Annotated in this window: 17 protein-coding genes; 16 read left to right on the plus strand and 1 reads right to left on the minus strand. The window is 69.3% G+C overall.

Annotated features, from left to right (window positions below; all coding sequences use genetic code 11):
* Positions 1-25: 25 nt before the first annotated feature.
* On the minus strand, positions 26-682 hold the full coding sequence (locus tag ABD401_RS19265) for a dihydrofolate reductase family protein (protein ID WP_344607737.1): 657 nt from the start codon (positions 680-682) through the stop codon (positions 26-28).
* Between the two features lie 167 nt (positions 683-849).
* Here ABD401_RS19265 and ABD401_RS19270 point away from each other — a divergent pair, with 167 nt between their 5' ends.
* From ABD401_RS19270 to ABD401_RS19345, 16 genes are all read left to right on the plus strand, one after another.
* Positions 850-2,124, plus strand: a complete 1,275-nt coding sequence (locus ABD401_RS19270) for a geranylgeranyl reductase family protein (RefSeq protein ID WP_344607739.1) — start codon at positions 850-852, stop codon at positions 2,122-2,124.
* Between the two features lie 53 nt (positions 2,125-2,177).
* A complete protein-coding gene (locus ABD401_RS19275; RefSeq protein WP_344607741.1) occupies positions 2,178-2,546 on the plus strand; it encodes an NADH-quinone oxidoreductase subunit A in 369 nt (122 codons plus the stop codon).
* Between the two features lie 70 nt (positions 2,547-2,616).
* Positions 2,617-3,171: a NuoB/complex I 20 kDa subunit family protein gene (locus ABD401_RS19280; RefSeq protein WP_344607743.1), complete on the plus strand. Its 555-nt coding sequence runs from the start codon at positions 2,617-2,619 to the stop codon at positions 3,169-3,171.
* Entirely contained in the window at positions 3,168-3,899 is a 732-nt protein-coding gene (locus ABD401_RS19285; RefSeq protein ID WP_344607745.1) for an NADH-quinone oxidoreductase subunit C, read from the plus strand. Before ABD401_RS19280 ends, ABD401_RS19285 begins: the two co-directional genes overlap by 4 nt.
* On the plus strand, positions 3,899-5,251 hold the full coding sequence (locus ABD401_RS19290) for an NADH-quinone oxidoreductase subunit D (protein WP_344607747.1): 1,353 nt from the start codon (positions 3,899-3,901) through the stop codon (positions 5,249-5,251). Before ABD401_RS19285 ends, ABD401_RS19290 begins: the two co-directional genes overlap by 1 nt.
* A gap of 26 nt (positions 5,252-5,277) precedes the next feature.
* Positions 5,278-5,907, plus strand: a complete 630-nt coding sequence (gene nuoE, locus ABD401_RS19295) for an NADH-quinone oxidoreductase subunit NuoE (protein ID WP_344607763.1) — start codon at positions 5,278-5,280, stop codon at positions 5,905-5,907.
* Entirely contained in the window at positions 5,904-7,202 is a 1,299-nt protein-coding gene (nuoF, locus tag ABD401_RS19300) for an NADH-quinone oxidoreductase subunit NuoF (protein WP_344607765.1), read from the plus strand. Before nuoE ends, nuoF begins: the two co-directional genes overlap by 4 nt.
* A complete protein-coding gene (locus tag ABD401_RS19305; RefSeq protein WP_344607749.1) occupies positions 7,199-9,640 on the plus strand; it encodes an NADH-quinone oxidoreductase subunit G in 2,442 nt (813 codons plus the stop codon). Before nuoF ends, ABD401_RS19305 begins: the two co-directional genes overlap by 4 nt.
* 29 nt (positions 9,641-9,669) lie before the next feature.
* Positions 9,670-10,983, plus strand: coding sequence for an NADH-quinone oxidoreductase subunit NuoH (nuoH, locus tag ABD401_RS19310; RefSeq protein ID WP_344607767.1), 1,314 nt, complete (start codon positions 9,670-9,672; stop codon positions 10,981-10,983).
* A complete protein-coding gene (gene nuoI, locus ABD401_RS19315; protein WP_344607751.1) occupies positions 10,976-11,551 on the plus strand; it encodes an NADH-quinone oxidoreductase subunit NuoI in 576 nt (191 codons plus the stop codon). The genes nuoH and nuoI overlap by 8 nt, the downstream gene beginning before the upstream one ends.
* The gene (locus ABD401_RS19320) at positions 11,548-12,357 is read left to right on the plus strand and encodes an NADH-quinone oxidoreductase subunit J (protein WP_344607753.1); all 810 of its coding nucleotides are present in this window, start codon (positions 11,548-11,550) and stop codon (positions 12,355-12,357) included. The genes nuoI and ABD401_RS19320 overlap by 4 nt, the downstream gene beginning before the upstream one ends.
* Complete coding sequence (gene nuoK, locus ABD401_RS19325) at positions 12,354-12,653, plus strand: NADH-quinone oxidoreductase subunit NuoK (protein WP_019875360.1); 300 nt, start codon at positions 12,354-12,356, stop codon at positions 12,651-12,653. Before ABD401_RS19320 ends, nuoK begins: the two co-directional genes overlap by 4 nt.
* Before the next feature lie 10 nt (positions 12,654-12,663).
* A complete protein-coding gene (nuoL, locus tag ABD401_RS19330) occupies positions 12,664-14,592 on the plus strand; it encodes an NADH-quinone oxidoreductase subunit L (RefSeq protein WP_344607756.1) in 1,929 nt (642 codons plus the stop codon).
* Complete coding sequence (locus ABD401_RS19335; protein ID WP_344607758.1) at positions 14,592-16,181, plus strand: NADH-quinone oxidoreductase subunit M; 1,590 nt, start codon at positions 14,592-14,594, stop codon at positions 16,179-16,181. Before nuoL ends, ABD401_RS19335 begins: the two co-directional genes overlap by 1 nt.
* On the plus strand, positions 16,178-17,752 hold the full coding sequence (gene nuoN / locus ABD401_RS19340; RefSeq protein WP_344607760.1) for an NADH-quinone oxidoreductase subunit NuoN: 1,575 nt from the start codon (positions 16,178-16,180) through the stop codon (positions 17,750-17,752). The genes ABD401_RS19335 and nuoN overlap by 4 nt, the downstream gene beginning before the upstream one ends.
* A 105-nt stretch (positions 17,753-17,857) precedes the next feature.
* Positions 17,858-18,787 (plus strand): polyprenyl synthetase family protein, encoded by a 930-nt coding sequence (locus ABD401_RS19345; protein ID WP_344607769.1) that lies wholly within the window; start codon positions 17,858-17,860, stop codon positions 18,785-18,787.
* Positions 18,788-18,818: the final 31 nt, after the last annotated feature.

Here is an 18,818-nt window from a genome sequence, read left to right on the forward strand (position 1 = left end):
CTTTTCGTCACGTCGGGGCGGCGGGTCAGCGGCGGGTGAGGACGAGATGGGTGACGCCGCTGGGGGAGGGCGTGGCCTCGATGTCGAAGCGGTCCTCCAGGCCCTCGAGGCCGTCCCAGAGGCGCTGACCGCGGCCGAGCAGGATCGGGACCTGGACCAGGTGCATCCAGTCGACCAGGTCGGCGGCGAGGAAGTCGCGGAGCATGCTCGCGCCGCCGCCGATGCGGACGTCGAGGTCGCCGGCGGCCTCCTGGGCGAGCTTCAGCGCCTCGGCCGGGGTGGCGTCGACGAAGTGGAAGGTCGTCCCGCCCTCCATCTCCAGCGGCGGGCGCGGGTGGTGCGTCAGCACGAAGACGGGGGTGTGGAACGGCGGGTTCTCGCCCCACCAGCCGCGCCACTCCTCGGCGGTGCCGAGGTCGGTCCACGGCCCGGTCTGCGGGCCGAACTTGCCGCGGCCCATGATCTCGGCGCCGATCCCGGGGCTGTGACGCTCGGCGAAGAGGTTGTCGACGCCCCGGGTCCCGTCGGTCCGGCCCACGATCGCGGCTCCGAACCGGGTCGCGATCATCCATTCGTGCAGGCGGTGGCCCGCGTGGCCGAAGGGCGCCTCGAACGTGAGGTCCTCTCCGGTCCCGAAGCCGTCGAGGGAGATCGAGAAATTGTGAACGCGCACCAGAGCCATGCGGAGATCCTGCCGTGCGGGCGCTGTCGGGCGCACTCTGCGGACGCAATAGACTCTGCACCGCACGTAATCGTGAAGACGTTCACAAGCGTGCGTAGTACGACCCCGGGCGCTGCGCGTGACCGATGTGCGGTCACCCCGGGGCAGCCAGGCAGGAGACAGGTCGCATGAGCGCGCAATCAAGCACGGACCGAGACGCCGACGTTCTCGTCATCGGCGCCGGTCCCGCCGGAGCCACGGCGGCGTTCCACTGTGCGCAGTCGGGCCTGTCGACGCTCGTGCTGGAGAAGACGCAGTTCCCCCGCGAGAAGGTCTGCGGCGACGGTCTGACCCCGCGCGCGGTGAAGCAGCTCCTCGCGATGGGCGTGCCCACCGACACCGAGGGCTGGCTCAAGCACAAGGGTCTGCGGATCGTCGGCGGCGGTCACACGCTCGAGCTGCCCTGGCCGGAGCTGGGCTCCTACCCCGACTACGGCCTGATCCGTACCCGGATGGACTTCGACGAGACGCTCGCCCGGCACGCCCAGAAGGCGGGCGCCCGGCTGCTGGAGCAGACCAACGTCACCGGTCCGGTCTTCGACAAGAACAACCGCGTCGCCGGCGTCACCGCCAAGCAGGCCGACGGCAGCGAGGTCACCTACAAGGCCCCGGTCGTGCTGGTCTGCGACGGCAACTCGTCGCGCTTCTCGCTCGAGCTCGGCCTGCACAAGCGCGAGGACCGCCCGATGGGCGTCGCGGTGCGGACCTACTACAAGAGCCCCCGGCACAACGAGGACTGGCTGGAGTCCTGGCTCGAGCTGTGGGACACCTCCCGCGGCGAGCGCAAGCTCCTGCCGGGCTACGGCTGGATCTTCCCGGTGGGCGACGGCACCTGCAACATCGGTCTCGGCGTCCTGAACAACTCCTGCGCGTTCGGCAAGACCGACTACCGCGCGATGCTCAAGGCCTGGATGGCGTCCTGCCCGCCGGAGTGGGGCTTTTCCGAGGAGAACCGCACCGGTCAGATCCTCGGCGCCGCGCTGCCGATGGGCTTCAACCGGCAGCCGCACTACACCCGCGGTGCGCTCCTCGTCGGCGACGCCGGCGGCATGGTGAACCCGTTCAACGGCGAGGGCATCGCCTACGCGATGGAGTCCGGTGCGATGGCCGCCGAGGTCGTCGTCCAGGCCCTCGGCCGCACCGGTGCGCAGCGCGAGCGCGTGCTCGAGACGTACCCGCAGGCCCTGCAGGACGCGTGGGGCGGCTACTACACGCTGGGCCGTGTCTTCGTGAAGATGATCGGCAACCCGCAGTTCATGTCGTTCGCGACCCGGCACGGCCTGCCCCGGCCCGCGCTGATGCGCTTCACGTTGAAGCTGCTGGCCAACCTGACCGACCCCAAGGGTGGCGACGCCTCGGACCGGGTCATCAACGCCCTGTCCAAGCTCGCGCCCAGCGCCTGAGTTTTCGCAGTACCGACCGCCCGCACGTACTAGTCCAGGAAGGAGACGGCGAGATGGACGGCAACGTCTACATCCCGATCGCGGTGCTGGCCGCGCTCGGCTTCGGCTTCGCCGCGTTCTCCGTCGTCATGGGCGCGCTCACCGGCCCGCGGCGTTACAACCGCGCCAAGCTCGACGCCTACGAGTGCGGCATCGACCCGACCCCGCAGCCGATCGGCGGCGGCCGGTTCTCGGTGAAGTACTACACGATCGCGATGCTCTTCATCATCTTCGACATCGAGATCATCTTCCTGTACCCGTGGGCCGTCACCTTCGACTCGTTCGGCATCGCGATCCTCGTCGAAATGATGCTGTTCATGGTCACGGTCTTCATCCCACTGGTCTACGTCTGGAGGCGCGGCGGCCTGGACTGGAGCACCTGAGTTCGGCCGTCCGCCACCGGGACCTGCTGCGGGTCCCGTTGAACCACACCGCCCGAGAAGGAGTCGACGCATGGGGATCGAAGAAAAGCTCCCCAGCGGGTTTCTGCTGAGCACGGTCGAAGGTCTGGCCGGGTACATGCGGAAGAGCTCGCTGTGGCCGGCGACCTTCGGCCTCGCCTGCTGCGCCATCGAGATGATGGCGACGGGCACAGGTCGTTACGACATCGCGCGGTTCGGCATGGAGGCGTTCCGCGCCTCGCCGCGGCAGGCCGACCTGATGATCGTCGCCGGTCGCGTGACGCAGAAGATGGCGCCGGTCGTCCGCCAGGTCTGGGACCAGATGCCCAACCCGAAGTGGTGCATCGCCATGGGCGTGTGCGCCAGCTCCGGCGGCATGTTCAACAACTACGCGGTCGTCCAGGGCGTCGACCACATCGTGCCGGTCGACATCTACCTGCCGGGCTGCCCGCCGCGGCCGGAGATGCTGCTCGACGCGATCCTCAAGCTGCACGAGCAGGTCGGTTCGACGAAGCTCGGCGCGCACGCCGTTCGCGAGAACGCGGAGCTCGAGGCCGCCGCCCTGCAGGCGCTCCCGACGTCGGAGATGAAGGGCCTCCTGCGGTGACCGACGACTTCGGCAAGGCCGTCGAACAGCCGGCGTACACCCAGCCCGAGAACACCCCGTCCGGCCCCGGTCAGGTCATCGGTGTCCGCAAGGGCATGTTCGGCTCGCGCGGCTCCGGCGACACCTCCGGCTACGGCGGGCTGATCCGCCCGATCACGATGCCGGGCGCGGTCTCCGCCCCCTACGGCGGCTGGTTCGACGACGCCGCCGACGCGCTGCGCCGTGCGCTTCTGGTCTCGGGCTCGAGCTGGGAGGAGGCCGTCGAGGCCGTCGTCGTGCACCGCGGCGAGCTGACGCTCCACATCCGGCGCGACGCGATCCTGGCGGTCTGCCAGGTCCTGCGGGACGACCCGGCGCTGCGCTTCGAGATGTTCTCCGGCGTCTCGGGTGTCCACTACCCCGAGCAGACCGGGCGCGAGCTGCACGCGGTCTACCACCTGCTCTCGATCACCCACAACCGGCGGATGCGCCTCGAGGTGTCGGTGCCGGACGCCGACCCGCACATCCCGTCGGTGTACTCGGTCTACCCGACCTGCGACTGGCACGAGCGCGAGACCTACGACTTCTTCGGGATCATCTTCGACGGCCACCCGGCGCTGACGCGGATCATGATGCCGGACGACTGGCCCGGTCACCCGCAGCGCAAGGACTACCCGCTCGGTGGCATTCCCGTGGAGTACAAGGGCGCCACCATCCCGCCGCCCGACCAGCGGAGGTCGTACAGCTGATGAGTGATCAGACGCAGACTCAGGCCCAGGACTCCTACGCCTCGGCGTCGGACACCACCGAGGGCAAGGTCTTCCACGTCAGCGGCGGTGACTGGGACAGCCTCATCGCCGAGCTCGGCGAGGCTCCCGAGGAGCGCATCGTCGTCAACATGGGTCCGCAGCACCCGTCGACGCACGGCGTGCTCCGGCTCGTTCTCGAGCTGGAGGGCGAGACCGTCACCGACGTCCGCTGCGGCATCGGGTACCTGCACACCGGTATCGAGAAGAACACCGAGTACCGGACCTTCACCCAGGGCGTCACGTTCGTGACGCGCATGGACTACCTCTCGCCGATCTTCAACGAGACGGTCTACTGCCTCGCGGTCGAGAAGCTGCTCGGCATCACGGACGACATTCCCGAGCGGGCCAACGTCATTCGCGTGCTGATGATGGAGCTCAACCGCATCTCCTCGCACCTGGTCGCCATCGGCACCGGCGGCATGGAGCTCGGCGCGATCACCGGCATGATGTTCGGCTTCCGCGAGCGCGAGATGGTCCTCGACATCTTCGAGGAGATCACCGGCCTCCGGATGAACATGGCCTACGTCCGCCCCGGTGGCGTGATCCAGGACGTGCCGGACACCGCGATCGCCAAGATCAAGGAACTGATCGAGGTCTGGCCCTCGCGGCACCAGGACTACGTCAAGCTCCTCAACGGCCAGCCGATCTGGAAGGGCCGCACCGTCGGGGTCGGGTACCTCGATCTGACGGGCTGTATGGCTCTCGGCGTCACCGGCCCGATCCTCCGGGCCACGGGCCTCCCGCACGACCTGCGCAAGTCGCAGCCGTACTGCGGGTACGAGACCTACGACTTCGACGTCGTCACCGGCGAGAACTGCGACGCCTACGACCGCTACATCATCCGGCTCAACGAGATGGGCGAGTCGATCAAGATCATCGCCCAGTGCGTGGAACGGCTGGAGAAGCAGCCGGGTCCGGTGATGGTCGCCGACAAGAAGATCGCCTGGCCGGCACAGCTCGCGCTCGGCGGCGACGGCATGGGTAACTCGCTCGAGCACATCAAGAAGATCATGGGCGAGTCCATGGAGTCCCTCATTCACCACTTCAAGCTGGTGACCGAGGGCTTCCGCGTTCCGGCCGGCCAGGTCTACACCGCGGTCGAGTCCCCGCGCGGTGAGCTCGCCTGCCACATGGTGTCCGACGGCGGCACCAAGCCCTGGCGCGTGCACTTCCGCGACCCGGGCTTCGTGAACCTGCAGTCCACCGCGGCGATGAGCAACGGGAGCCTGGTGGCCGACGTCATCGCTGCGGTCGCGTCGATCGACCCCGTCATGGGTGGAGTGGACCGTTGAGTCTGTCTGAGAAGACGCGCGAGGACATGCGCGCGATCATCGCCCGGTACCCGGAGCCCCGGTCGGCCCTGCTGCCGATGCTGCACCTGTGCCAGGCCGAGGAGGGCTTCGTCAGCCCCGAGGGCGTCGCGATGTGCGCCGAGGAGCTCGGTCTCACCGTCGCCGAGGTCGGCGCGGTCGCGACGTTCTACACGATGTACAAGCGCCGCCCGATCGGTGACTACCACGTCGGCGTCTGCACGAACACGCTCTGCGCGGTCATGGGCGGCGACGCCATCTTCTCCGCGCTCAAGGAGCACCTCGGCGTCGGCAACGACGAGACCACCGCGGACGGGAAGGTCACGCTCGAGCACATCGAGTGCAACGCGGCCTGCGACTTCGCGCCGGTGATGATGGTCAACTGGGAGTTCTTCGACAACCAGACGATCACCTCCGCGAAGGAGCTCGTCGACAAGCTGCGGCGCGGCGACCCGGTCGCCCCCACGCGCGGCGCCAACCGCGTTTGCACGTGGAAGGAGGCCTCGCGGGTGCTCGCGGGCTTCCCCGACGGCCGCGCCGACGAAGGTGTCTCGGCCGGTCCCGCCTCCCTGCTGGGCCTGAAGTACGCCAAGGAGCGCGGCGACCGCGCACCCGCCATGCCGGACGGGGGGATCTGAGCATGCTGACCCCGGTTCTGTCGGCCCACTGGGACGACGCCGACTCCTGGACGATGGCGGGCTACGAGCGCCGCGGCGGTTACGCGGCCGCGCGCACCGCCCTGCAGCTCCAGCCCGACGCCCTGATCACCCTGGTGAAGGACTCCGGCCTCCGCGGTCGTGGCGGCGCCGGGTTCCCCACCGGGATGAAGTGGTCCTTCATCCCGCAGGGAGACAACAAACCGCACTACCTCGTCGTCAACGCGGACGAGTCCGAGCCGGGCACGTGCAAGGACATCCCGCTGATGATGGCCAACCCGCACGTGCTCGTGGAGGGCGTGATCATCGCGTCCTACGCGATCCGCGCGACCCACGCGTTCATCTACATCCGCGGTGAGGTCCTGCACGTCATCCGCCGCGTGCAGAAGGCGGTGCAGGAGGCCTACGCCAAGGGCTACGCCGGCAAGAACATCTTCGGCTCCGGTTACGACCTCGAGATCGTCGTCCATGCCGGCGCCGGCGCCTACATCTGCGGCGAGGAGACGGCGCTGCTCGACTCGCTCGAGGGTCGTCGCGGCCAGCCGCGCCTGCGGCCGCCGTTCCCCGCGGTCGCGGGTCTGTACGGCTGCCCGACGGTCATCAACAACGTCGAGTCGATCGCGTCGGTGCCGTCGATCGTCCTCGGCGGTGCGTCCTGGTTCCAGTCGATGGGGACCGAGAAGAGCAAGGGCTACACGCTCTACTCGCTCTCCGGTCACGTCGCGAACCCCGGTCAGTTCGAGGCCCCGCTCGGCGTGACGCTGCGGGAACTGCTCGACCTGTCCGGCGGCATGCGGCCCGGGCACAAGCTGAAGTTCTGGACGCCGGGCGGCTCGTCGACCCCGCTGCTGACCGACGCGCACCTCGACGTCCCGCTGGACTACGAGGGTGTCGCCGGCGCCGGGTCGATGCTCGGTACCAAGGCGCTGCAGATCTTCGACGAGACCACCTGCGTGGTGCGCGCCGTCCTGCGGTGGACCGAGTTCTACGCGCACGAGTCCTGCGGCAAGTGCACGCCGTGCCGTGAGGGCACCTACTGGCTCGTCCGCCTGCTCAAGCGGTGGGAGGCCGGCCAGGGGAGCCCGGAGGAGATCGACCAGCTGCTCGACATCTCCGACAACATCCTCGGCCGCTCCTTCTGCGCGCTCGGCGACGGTGCGACCAGCCCGATCACCTCCTCCATCGAGTACTTCCGGGACGAGTACCTGGCTCACCTTCAGGGTGGCTGTCCGTTCGACCCGGTTGCGTCGACCTTGTTCGCGGGAGCCCCGGCATGACCGTCACCGTTCCGCCGTCCGGCAACCCGGGCGGTGAGCTCGCCAAGCCCGTCGACCTCGTGACGCTGACGATCGACGGCATCGAGGTTCGCGTCCCCAAGGGGTCGCTGATCATCCGGGCCGCCGAGCAGATCGGCATCCAGATCCCGCGGTTCTGCGACCACCCGCTGCTCGACCCGGTCGGCGCCTGCCGCCAGTGCCTGGTCGAGGTCGAGGGCCAGCGCAAGCCGCTCGCGTCCTGCACCACCACCGTCGCCGACGGCATGGTCGTGCAGACCCAGCTCACCTCGCCGGTCGCCGACAAGGCGCAGCAGGGCGTGATGGAGCTGCTCCTGATCAACCACCCGCTCGACTGCCCGGTCTGCGACAAGGGCGGCGAGTGCCCGCTGCAGAACCAGGCGATGTCGAACGGCCGCGCCGACTCCCGGTTCCAGGAGCAGAAGCGGACGTTCCCGAAGCCGGTGAACATCTCCGCGCAGGTCCTGCTCGACCGCGAGCGCTGCGTCCTCTGCGCCCGCTGCACCCGCTTCTCCAAGCAGATCGCGGGCGACCCGTTCATCGACATGTTCGAGCGTGGCGCCCTGCAGCAGGTGTCGATCTACGAGAACGCGCCGTTCGAGTCCTACTTCTCGGGCAACACGATCCAGATCTGCCCGGTCGGCGCGCTCACCTCGGCCGCGTACCGGTTCCGGTCGCGTCCGTTCGACCTGATCTCGACGCCGAGCGTGTGCGAGCACTGCTCCGGCGGCTGCTCGCTGCGCACGGACCACCGCCGCGGCAAGGTCATGCGCCGCCTCGCGGCGGAGGACCCCGAGGTCAACGAGGAGTGGAACTGCGACAAGGGCCGGTTCGCGTTCACCTACGCGACCCGCCCGGACCGCCTGACCACCCCGCTGATCCGCGATCACGACGGTGAGCTCAAGCCCGCGTCCTGGCGCGAGGCCCTCGCCCTCGTCGCCGAGCGGCTGGAGAACGACCGCGGCCGCGCCGCCGTTCTGACGGGTGGTCGGCTCACGCTCGAGGACAACTACGCGTACGCCAAGTTCGCCCGCATCTGCCTTGACACCAACGACATCGACTTCCGCTCCCGCGGCCACTCGGCCGAGGAGGCGGACTTCCTCGCGACGCACGTCGCCGGCCAGGGCCTGTTCGCCGGGACCCCGAACGCCGTGACGTTCGGCGCGATCGAGGCGGCTCCGGTCGTGCTGCTCGTCGGCCTGGAGGCCGAGGAGGAGGCCGCGAGCATCTTCCTGCGGCTGCGCAAGGCGCACCTGGCGCGGCGGATGCCGATCTTCTCGATCGCCCCGTTCGCGTCCAACGGTCTCGCGAAGGCCGGCGGCCGGTTGCTGCCGACCGTGCCGGGCGCCGAGGCCGCGGTGCTGGACTCGCTCGGCTCCGGCGGTGAGGTCGGCGACCTGCTCCGGCAGCCGGGCGCCGTGATCCTCGCCGGCGAGCGCCTCGCGGTCACGCCGGGCGCGCTGTCCGCGGTCGCCCGCCTCGCGTCCTCGACCGGGGCGCGCGTCGCGTGGATCCCGCGCCGGGCCGGTGACCGCGGTGCGGTCGAGGCCGGTGCGCTGCCCACGCTGCTGCCGGGCGGTCGTCCGGTCGCCGACCCGGAGGCTCGCGCCCAGGTCGCCGCCGCGTGGGGCGTCGAGTCGCTGCCGAGCCTGGCCGGTCGCGACACCGCCGGGATCCTCGCCGCGATCTCCGCGCACCAGATCAGCTCGCTCGTCGTCGCCGGCGTCGACGCCGACGACCTGCCCGACCCGTCGAACGCGTTGATCGCGTTCAGCCTCGTCGACTTCCTCGTCTCCATCGAGGTCCGCGCGAGCGAGGTCACCGAGCGCGCCCACGTGGTCTTCCCGGTCCCGCCGGTCGCGGAGAAGTCCGGGACGTTCCTGAACTGGGAGGGCCGCATGCGGCCCTTCGCGCAGGCGCTGCAGGGTGCGTCCCCGATGACGGACCTGCGTGTGCTCGAGGCGATCGCGGACGAGATGGACCGCTCGCTCGGGCTGCGCGACGGCGCGGCGGCGCGGAACGAACTCGCCGCCCTCGGTCGCTGGAGCGGCCCGGTCGCGGCGTCGAACGTCCCCGCCCCGAGCGCGCCCGCGCCGCAGCGCGGCGAGGCCGTGCTGGCGAGCTGGAACCTGCTGCTCGACCTCGGTCGCATGCAGGACGGCGAGCCGCACCTGGCGCGCACGGCCCGCAAGCCGGTCGTCCGGCTCTCCGCCGCCACGGCGGAGGAGATCGGCGCCTCCGACGGCGGCCTCGTCGTCGTCACCACCGACCGCGGCACGGTCACGCTGCCGCTGACGGTCACCGACATGCCGGACCGAGTGGTCTGGCTGCCGATGAAGTCCCCGGGCAGCGCGGTCCGCCGCGATCTCGGGGTCGACGCCGGCGCCGTCGTCCGCATTCACGCGGGAGGTTCCCTGTGACGGGGCTTCAGTTCGCGCAGCAGGACTTCCTGCTCGCTGACGCGGACGGTTCGCACCTTGCGCAGTTCGGCCACGACGTGTGGTGGATCATGCTCATCAAGTGCGTGGCCATCTTCGCGTTCCTCATGGTCATCACGCTGTTCAACATCGTCTTCGAGCGGCGCGCGGTGTCCTGGATGCAGCAGCGCGTCGGCCCGAACCGCACGGGTCCGCAGGGCTCGCTGCAGTCGCTGGCCGACGGCGTCAAGCTGATGCTGAAGGAGGACATCATCCCGAAGGCGGCCGACAAGGCCGTGTTCGTGATCGCGCCGATCATCTCGGCGACGGGTGCGTTCCTCGCCTTCGCGGTGATCCCGATCGGTCCCGAGGTCTCGATCTTCGGCGAGAAGACCGTCCTGCAGGTGACGGACACCCCCATCGCCGTCCTGTTCATCCTCGCCGCGTCCAGCGCCGCGATCTACGGCATCGTCCTCGCCGGCTGGTCCTCGGGCTCGACCTACCCGCTGCTCGGTGGTCTTCGCTCGACCGCGCAGATGATCAGCTACGAGCTCGCGATGGCGCTCTCGTTCGTCGGCGTCTTCCTCTACGCGGGCTCGATGTCGACGTCGGAGATCGTCGCCGCGCAGTCCGACCTCTGGTACGGCGTCGCGCTGCTGCCGTCCTTCATCGTCTTCGTCATCGCGATGGTCGGTGAGACCAACCGCCCGCCGTTCGACCTCCCCGAGGCGGAGGGTGAGCTGGTCGGTGGTTTCCACACCGAGTACAGCTCGATCAAGTTCGCGCTGTTCTTCCTCGGTGAGTACATCGCCCTGACGACGGTCTCCGCGCTCGCCGTCACGCTGTTCCTCGGTGGCTGGCAGGCGCCGTGGCCGATCGGTGGCCCGATCTGGCCGGGTGCCAACGAGAACTGGTGGCCGGTGCTGTGGTTCATGGGCAAGCTGCTGTGCTTCATCTTCCTGTTCATCTGGCTCCGCGGCACGCTGCCCCGGATGCGCTACGACCAGTTCATGGCCCTGGGGTGGAAGGTGCTCATCCCGGTCTCCATCGGCTGGATCCTGCTGATCGCGACGATCCAGGCGCTGCGCAACGAGGGGCACGACGTCCAGAACATCGTTCTGGTCGCGGCCGGTGTGCTGGCGGCACTGCTGCTGCTGACGTGGGTCTGGGAAGTGGTGCGGGCCAAGCCTGCGGAGGACGAACCCGAGCCGGTGGCCGAGTTCGATCCGTTCGCCGGGGGCTACCCCGTGCCGCCGATGCCGGGTCAGGTTCCGGTGACGACCAGCGGCGCCGGCCTGCGGTCGAGTACCGGCTCCGAGCCGGGAAGGGGCGAGCTCGATGCCTAAGTTGACCGATGCCCTCGCGGGGTTCGCCGTCACCTTCGGAGCGATGTTCCGGAAGAAGACGACGGAGTTCTACCCGGAGCAGGTGAAGGGCAAGGAGGGCGGACCCCGCATCTCCCCGCGCTTCCACGGGCGCCACCAGCTCAACCGGCACCCGGACGGGCTGGAGAAGTGCGTCGGCTGCGAGCTGTGCGCCTGGGCCTGCCCGGCGGACGCGATCTACGTCGAGGGCGCCGACAACGACGACCTCGCCGGTGAGCGGTTCTCGCCGGGGGAGCGCTACGGCCGCGTCTACCAGATCAACTACCTGCGCTGCATCTTCTGCGGGCTGTGCATCGAGGCCTGCCCGACGCGTGCGCTGACCATGACCCACGAGTTCGAGCTGGCCGACTCCAGCCGCGAGAACCTGATCTTCACCAAGGCCGAGCTGCTCGCGCCGCTGCTGGAGAACATGGTCGAGGCGCCGCACCCGATGTACCCGGGGACGACGGAGCAGGACTACTACGCCGGCAAGGTCACCGGCGCGGATCCCTCCCTGTTCCGTCCGCGCGAGGAGGGTTCGGCGCAGTGAACAACACCTCCACGGGCGAGGCCGTCCTGTTCTGGGTCCTCGCTCCCATCACCGTGCTCGCCGCGTTGGCGATCGTCGGGTCCAGGAAGGCCGTGCACTCGGCCCTCTGGATGGCCGTGGTCATGGTCAACCTGGCGATGTTCTTCGCGGTCCAGGCCGCGCCGTTCCTCGCGGTCGCGCAGGTGGTCGTCTACACCGGCGCGGTCATGATGCTGTTCCTCTTCGTCCTGATGCTGATCGGCGTCGACTCGTCCGACTCGCTCGTCGAGACGCTGAAGGGTCAGCGCATCGCCGCGATGGTCGCGGGCCTCGGGTTCGGCATCCTCCTGATCGCCGGCTTCGCGAACGCCGACGTCGGCGGGTTCGTCGGCCTGGAGGCCGCGAACAACGCGCAGGGCGGGAACGTCGAGGGCCTCGCGGAGCTGATCTTCACCCGCTACGTCTTCGCCTTCGAGGTCGTCGGCGCGCTGCTCATCACCGCCGCGCTCGGCGCGATGGTGCTGGCGCACCGCGAGCAGATCGGCCAGAAGCTCACGCAGAAGGAGCGCTCGATCCAGCGCTTCAAGGAGGGCGGCATCGTCACCCAGCTGCCGCCGCCCGGTGTCTACGCCCGCAGCAACGCGGTCGACATGCCGGCGCTGCTGCCGGACGGCACGCCGTCGGAGCTGTCGGTGTCGACCACCCTGCGCGACCGCGGCGACGTCCGCGCCCCGAACGAGGTCGTCACGCCCGAGGAACTCCTCGCGGGTGAGGACGTGGACGAGTCCCGCACGGCACGGCCGCTGGGGAGAGGCGGTACGGAGTGAACCCGGCGAACTACCTCTACCTCTCGGCGCTGCTGTTCACCATCGGCGCCGCCGGGGTTCTGACGCGGCGTAACGCGATCATCGTGTTCATGTGCGTCGAGCTCATGCTCAACGCCGCGAACCTCGCCTTCGTCACCTTCGCCCGCCAGCACGGAACGCTGGAGGGCCAGGTCATCGCGCTGTTCGTGATGGTCGTCGCGGCGGCCGAGGTCGTGGTCGGCCTCGCGATCATCGTGACGATGCAGCGGACGCGCCGCTCCGCCTCCGTCGACGACGCGAACCTGCTGAAGTACTGAGGGGCCCGAGATGATCTACACGTCCGAGGGCGCCGAGCACGTCCAGCAGCTGCAGCAGGTCGCCGATGCGACCGGCGTCTTCAACCTCACCTGGGTGCTGATCGCGCTGCCGCTGTTCGGTGCGCTGGTCCTGCTCTGCGGGGGCAAGCGGACCGACTCCTGGGGCCACCTGCTCGGGTGCGCCACCGTGTTCGGCTCGTTCGTCATCGGCTTCATCCAGTTCCTGACCCTGCTGGGCAAGGACTCGAACGAGCGCAGCTACAACCAGCACCTCTACGACTGGATCGACACCGGGGCCCTTCAGCTCGGCGTCGGTCTCCAGGTCGACCAGCTCTCGATCTGCTTCGTCCTGCTGATCACGTTCGTCGGCTTCCTGATCCACGTGTACTCGGTCAGGTACATGGCGCACGACGTGCGTCGCCGGCGGTTCTTCGGCTACCTGAACCTGTTCGTCGCGGCGATGCTGCTGCTGGTCCTCGCCGACTCCTACCTGATGCTGTTCGTCGGGTGGGAGGGCGTCGGTCTGGCGTCGTACCTGCTGATCGGGTTCTGGCAGCACGTGCCGGACTACGCGACGGCGGCCAAGAAGGCCTTCGTCATGAACCGCGTCGGTGACATCGGTCTGCTCGTCGCGATGTTTCTCATGTTCGACCAGTTCGGCTCCCTGGCCTTCGGTGAGGTCTTCGAGGCGGTGCCGGGCGCGAGCGACGGCTGGGTCACCGCGATCGGCCTGATGCTGCTGCTCGGCGCGGTCGGCAAGTCGGCGCAGTTCCCCCTGCAGGCCTGGCTGCTCGACGCCATGGCCGGTCCGACGCCGGTCTCCGCACTGATCCACGCCGCGACCATGGTCACCGCCGGCGTGTACCTCATCGTGCGGTCGGCGCCGATCTACAACCTCTCGGACACCGCCCAGCTCGTGGTGGCCATCGTCGGCGCGGTCACGCTGCTGATGGGCGCGATCATCGGTACCGCGAAGGACGACATCAAGAAGGCGCTCGCCGCCTCGACGATGTCGCAGATCGGGTACATGGTCCTCGCCGCGGGCCTCGGCCCGGCGGGTTACGCGTTCGCGATCTTCCACCTGCTGACCCACGGCTTCTTCAAGGCCGGGCTCTTCCTCTCGGCCGGGTCGGTCATGCACGGGATGCACGACGACACCGACATGCGCAGGTACGGCGCGCTCAGAGCGGCGATGCCGATCACCTATGCGTGCTTCGGCCTGGGCTTCCTGGCGATCATCGGCGTCCCGCCGTTCGCCGGGTTCTGGTCGAAGGACAAGATCATCGAGGCCGCGTTCGCGGACAACGTCGTGCTCGGGATCTGCGCGCTGCTCGGCGCCGCGATCACCGCGTTCTACATGTCCCGCGTCATGCTGATGACGTTCTTCGGCGACAAGCGCTGGGACGACGACGTGCACCCGCACGAGTCGCCGAAGCTGATGACCGTGCCGCTGATCGTGCTGGCCGGCGGCGCCGTGCTCGGTGGTCTGCTGCTGATCAACGACGGCATCGTCACCTGGCTCGCGCCGGTCGTCGGCGAGGAGCACCACGACCTGCCGCTGCCGGTCCTCGCCTACACGGGCATGACGCTGACCGCGGTGATCCTCGGGTTCGCGCTCGCGTACCAGATGTACGCGGTGCGCGAGGTGCCCAAGACGCAGCCGGTCGGCGGTGTGCTCGTCAACGCGGCCCGGTCGGACCTGTACCAGGACGCGATCAACGAGACCGTCCTGATGCGACCCGGCCAGTGGGTCACCCGGTTCCTGGTCTGGCTCGACAACCGCGGCCTCGACAACGTCGTCAACGGCATCGCGGCCCTGCTCGGCGGAACGGCCGGACGGGTTCGCCGGATGCAGGCCGGCTACGTGCGCTCCTACGCCTTGACGATCTTCGGAGGCGCGGGCCTCGTCGTCCTCGGCGTTCTGGTGGTGAGGCTCTGATGGACGACTTCCCCTTCATGACGGTCGCGATGGCCGTACCCCTCGTGGGTGCGGCTCTCGCCGGCCTGACGCCCCGTTCGCAGGGCGAGCTCGCGCGGCGCGTCGCGCTGATCGCGTCGCTCGTGACGCTCGGCGTCGTCATCGTCGCGGCCTTCCAGTTCGAACCGAACGGTTCGCGCTTCCAGATGGTCGAGAACCACGACTGGATCCCCGAGTTCGGCGTCAGCTACGCGCTCGGCGTCGACGGCATCGGCTTCACGATGGTGCTGCTCACCGCGGCGCTCATGCCGATCCTGCTGCTCGCCTCGTGGCGTGACCTGGACGAGGGCGAGCACGCGCAGACCGGCCCCGGCGGCGGCACCCCGCAGCTGTACGTGTCGATGATGCTCGTGCTCGAGGCGATGGCCATCGGTCAGTTCGCCGCGCTGGACGTGTTCCTCTTCTACGTCCTGTTCGAGGCGATGCTGATCCCGATGTACATCCTGATCGGGCGTTTCGGCGGCCCGCAGCGGCAGTACGCGGCGGTCAAGTTCCTGCTCTACAACCTGCTCGGCGGCCTGCTCATGCTGGTCGCGGTCGTGTGGATCAACTTCGCCGGCCCGGGTGGGGAGAAGGCCTACTACCTGCCGAACCTGATCGGCTACGACTTCGGCACCGAGACCGCCCGCTGGATGTTCCTGGGCTTCTTCGTCGCCTTCGCGATCAAGGCGCCGCTGTGGCCGTTCCACACCTGGTTGCCGGACGCGATGGCCGAGGCGACCCCGTCCAACGGCGTCCTGCTCTCGGGCATCCTCGACAAGGTCGGCGTCTTCGCGATGCTGCACCTGTGCCTGCCGCTGTTCCCGGAGGCCGCGCGCTGGTTCGCGCCGACGATCGTCGTGCTCGCGCTGATCAGCATCCTGTACGGCGCGGTCGTCGCGATCGGCCAGGTCGACCTGAAGCGCCTGATCGCCTACGCGTCGGTCTCGCACTTCGGCTTCATCGTCCTGGGCATCTTCGTGATGACCAGTCAGGGCCAGACCGGCGCGACGCTGTACATGGTCAACCACGGCTTCGCGACCGCCGGCCTGCTCCTGGTCGCCGGCTTCCTGATGTCCCGCCGCGGCTCGCGCCTGATCTCGTCCTACGGCGGTGTGCAGAAGGTGGCGCCGGTCCTCGCCGGCACCTTCCTGTTCGCGGGTCTCGCGAACCTGTCGCTGCCCGGTCTCGCGCCGTTCGTCAGCGAGTTCATGGTGTTGCTCGGCACGTTCACGCGATACCCGATCGCGGGGTACTTCGCGGTCCTGGGCGTCCTGCTCGCCGCGCTGTACGTCCTCATCGCCTACCAGCGGACGATGGCCGGTGAGCTCACCGAGGGCAACGAGGAGACTCCGGATCTGAAGACCCGTGAGCTGGTCGTCGTCACCCCGGTGATCGTCGTCATCCTCGCGCTCGGGTTCTTCCCGAAGCCGCTGCTCGACGTCATCGACCCGGCCGTCGACCGCAAGCTCGCCCAAGTCGAACGGGTCGACCCCGCTCCGGAACACCCGGCCGGCACGCCGGCCTCGGTCGCGCAGACGGCGGCCGGTAGCGCAGAGGAGTCCAAGTGATCAGCCTGGCGGCGGCGGAGCCGCTCATCCCCGCGCCGAAGATCGAGTACTACGAGCTGTCGCCGATCCTGATCGTCTTCGCAGCCGGTGTGCTCGCGGTCGTCGTCGAGGCGTTCGTGCCGCGCGCGTACCGCCGGATTCTCCAGATCGGTCTCTCCCTCACCGGTCTGATCGCCGCGTTCGTCGTGGTGTGCACGCTCACCGACGAGGCGCAGGAGAACGCTCGCGCCGTCCCGCAGAGCGTCTCCGCCGAGGGCTCGTTGGCCGTCGACGGCATGACGCTGTTCCTGCAGGGCACGATCCTGCTGCTCGGCGTCATCGCGGTGTTGCTGCTGGCCGAGCGTCGCCTCGGTGGCGAGTTCGCCGCGTCGGCCGCGACCGTGCCGGGCTCGGCGGCGGAGAAGGAGGTCACGCGCCGCGGATGGGCGCAGACCGAGATCTACCCGCTGATGATGTTCTCGATCGGCGGCATGCTGATCTTCCCGGCGGCCAACGACCTGCTGATCATGTTCGTCGCGCTCGAGGTCCTCTCGCTGCCGCTGTACCTGCTCTGCGGTCTGGCCCGTCGCCGTCGCCTGCTCTCGCAGGAGGCTGCGCTCAAGTACTTCCTGCTCGGTGCGTTCTCCTCCGCGTTCTTCCTCTACGGCATCGCGATGCTCTACGGCTACGCCGGCAGCGTCCGCCTGTCGGAGATCAACGCCGCGGTGTCCGGCAGCGAGTCGAACGACGCCCTGCTGCTGATCGGTATGGCGCTGCTCGCCGTCGGTCTGCTGTTCAAGGTCGGCGCCGTCCCGTTCCACGCGTGGACCCCGGACGTCTACCAGGGCGCCCCGACGCCGATCACGGCCTTCATGGCCGCCGCGACCAAGGTTGCCGCGTTCGGCGCCCTGCTCCGCGTGTTCTACGTCGGCCTCGGTGGTGCGAAGTGGGACTGGCACCCGATGTTCTGGGGCGTCGCGATCGCCACGATGCTCTTCGGTTCGCTGGTCGCGCTCGTCCAGACCGACGTCAAGCGCATGCTGGCGTACTCGTCGATCGCCCACGCCGGCTTCATCCTCGTCGGCCTGGTCGCGACCAACGCCGAGGGCCTGTCGGCGACGATGTTCTACCTGCTCGCCTACGGCTTCTCGACGATCGCGGCCTTCGCCATCGTCTCCCTGGTCCGGGACGGGACCGGCGAGGCGACTCACCTCTCGCAGTGGGCCGGCCTGGGCCGGCGCTCGCCGGTGGTCGGTGGCCTGTTCGCCCTGCTGCTGCTGGCCTTCGCCGGGATCCCGCTCACCAGCGGCTTCACGGCCAAGTTCGCGGTGTTCTCGGCGTCGGTCTCGGCCGGGGCGACCCCGCTGGTCGTCGTCGGTGTGCTGTCCTCCGCGATCGCCGCGTTCTTCTACATCCGGGTCATCGTGCTGATGTTCTTCTCCGCACCGGTGACGGACGGTCCGCGGGTCGTCGTGCCCTCCACGACGACCGCGCTGGCGGTCTGGATCGGCGTGGCGGTTACGGTGTTCCTCGGCGTGGCGCCGCAGCCGGTCCTGGACCTCGCGGACAGCGCGTCGTTCCTGATCAGCTAGTTTCCTCGTTGCCGTAGCTCGCGGAAGAAGGCCGGCGTGTCCAACAGCCTGGGGCTGGATCTCGACCGGGTCGCCCCTGACCTGGTCGAGGACCTCCGTGCCGGCATGGACGCCGTCGAGGCCGCCCTCCGGGACGCGGTGAAGGGGGACTACCCCTTCGTCACCGAGACCTCGCGGCACCTCGTCGACGCGGGCGGCAAGCGGTTCCGGCCCCTGGTCGTGCTGCTGGCCGCCCAGTTCGGCGACCCGCACGCGGCGGGGATCGTCCCGTCGGCCGTCGTCTGCGAGCTGACCCACCTCGGGACGCTGTACCACGACGACGTCATGGACGAGGCGTCCATGCGGCGCGGGGCCGAGAGCGCGAACTCCCGCTGGGGGAACACGGTCGCGATCCTCACCGGCGACTTCCTGTTCGCCCGCGCCTCCGACCTGCTGGCGGACCTCGGTCCCGAGTGCGTCCGGATCCAGGCGCGGTGCTTCGAGCGCCTGTGCACCGGGCAGATCCGTGAGACCGTCGGCCCGGGCGAGAACGACGACCCGATGCAGCACTACCTCTCGGTCGTCGCGGACAAGACGGCGTCCCTGATCGCCACCTGCGCCCGGTTCGGCTCGCTGTTGGCGGGGGCCCCGGAGCACATCGTCGACGAGCTCACCCGCTTCGGCGAGCGCATCGGTGTCGCGTTCCAGCTCTCCGACGACCTGCTCGACATCACCTCGGAGTCCGAGGAGTCCGGCAAGACTCCGGGCACCGACCTCCGCGAGGGCGTCCCGACCCTGCCGATGCTCCACGTCCTCGCGTCCGACGACCCCGCCGACGCCCGGCTGCAGGAGCTCCTCCGCTCGGACCTCACCGACGACGCCCTCCACGCCGAGGCTCTGACGTTGCTCCGCGCCAACCCCGCGATGGACCGCGCCCGCCAGGACCTCCAGCGCTGGGCCGACGACGCCCGCGCCACCCTCGCCCCCCTGCCCCCCGGCCCCGCCCGGGAGCTCCTCGAGTACCTCTGCGACGTCGTCGTCTCCCGCACCGGCTGACGCCCCGCCCCGCCCGCCCCCACCCGCCCCG

It is taken from the genome of Sporichthya brevicatena, assembly GCF_039525035.1.
GTDB lineage: Bacteria > Actinomycetota > Actinomycetes > Sporichthyales > Sporichthyaceae > Sporichthya > Sporichthya brevicatena.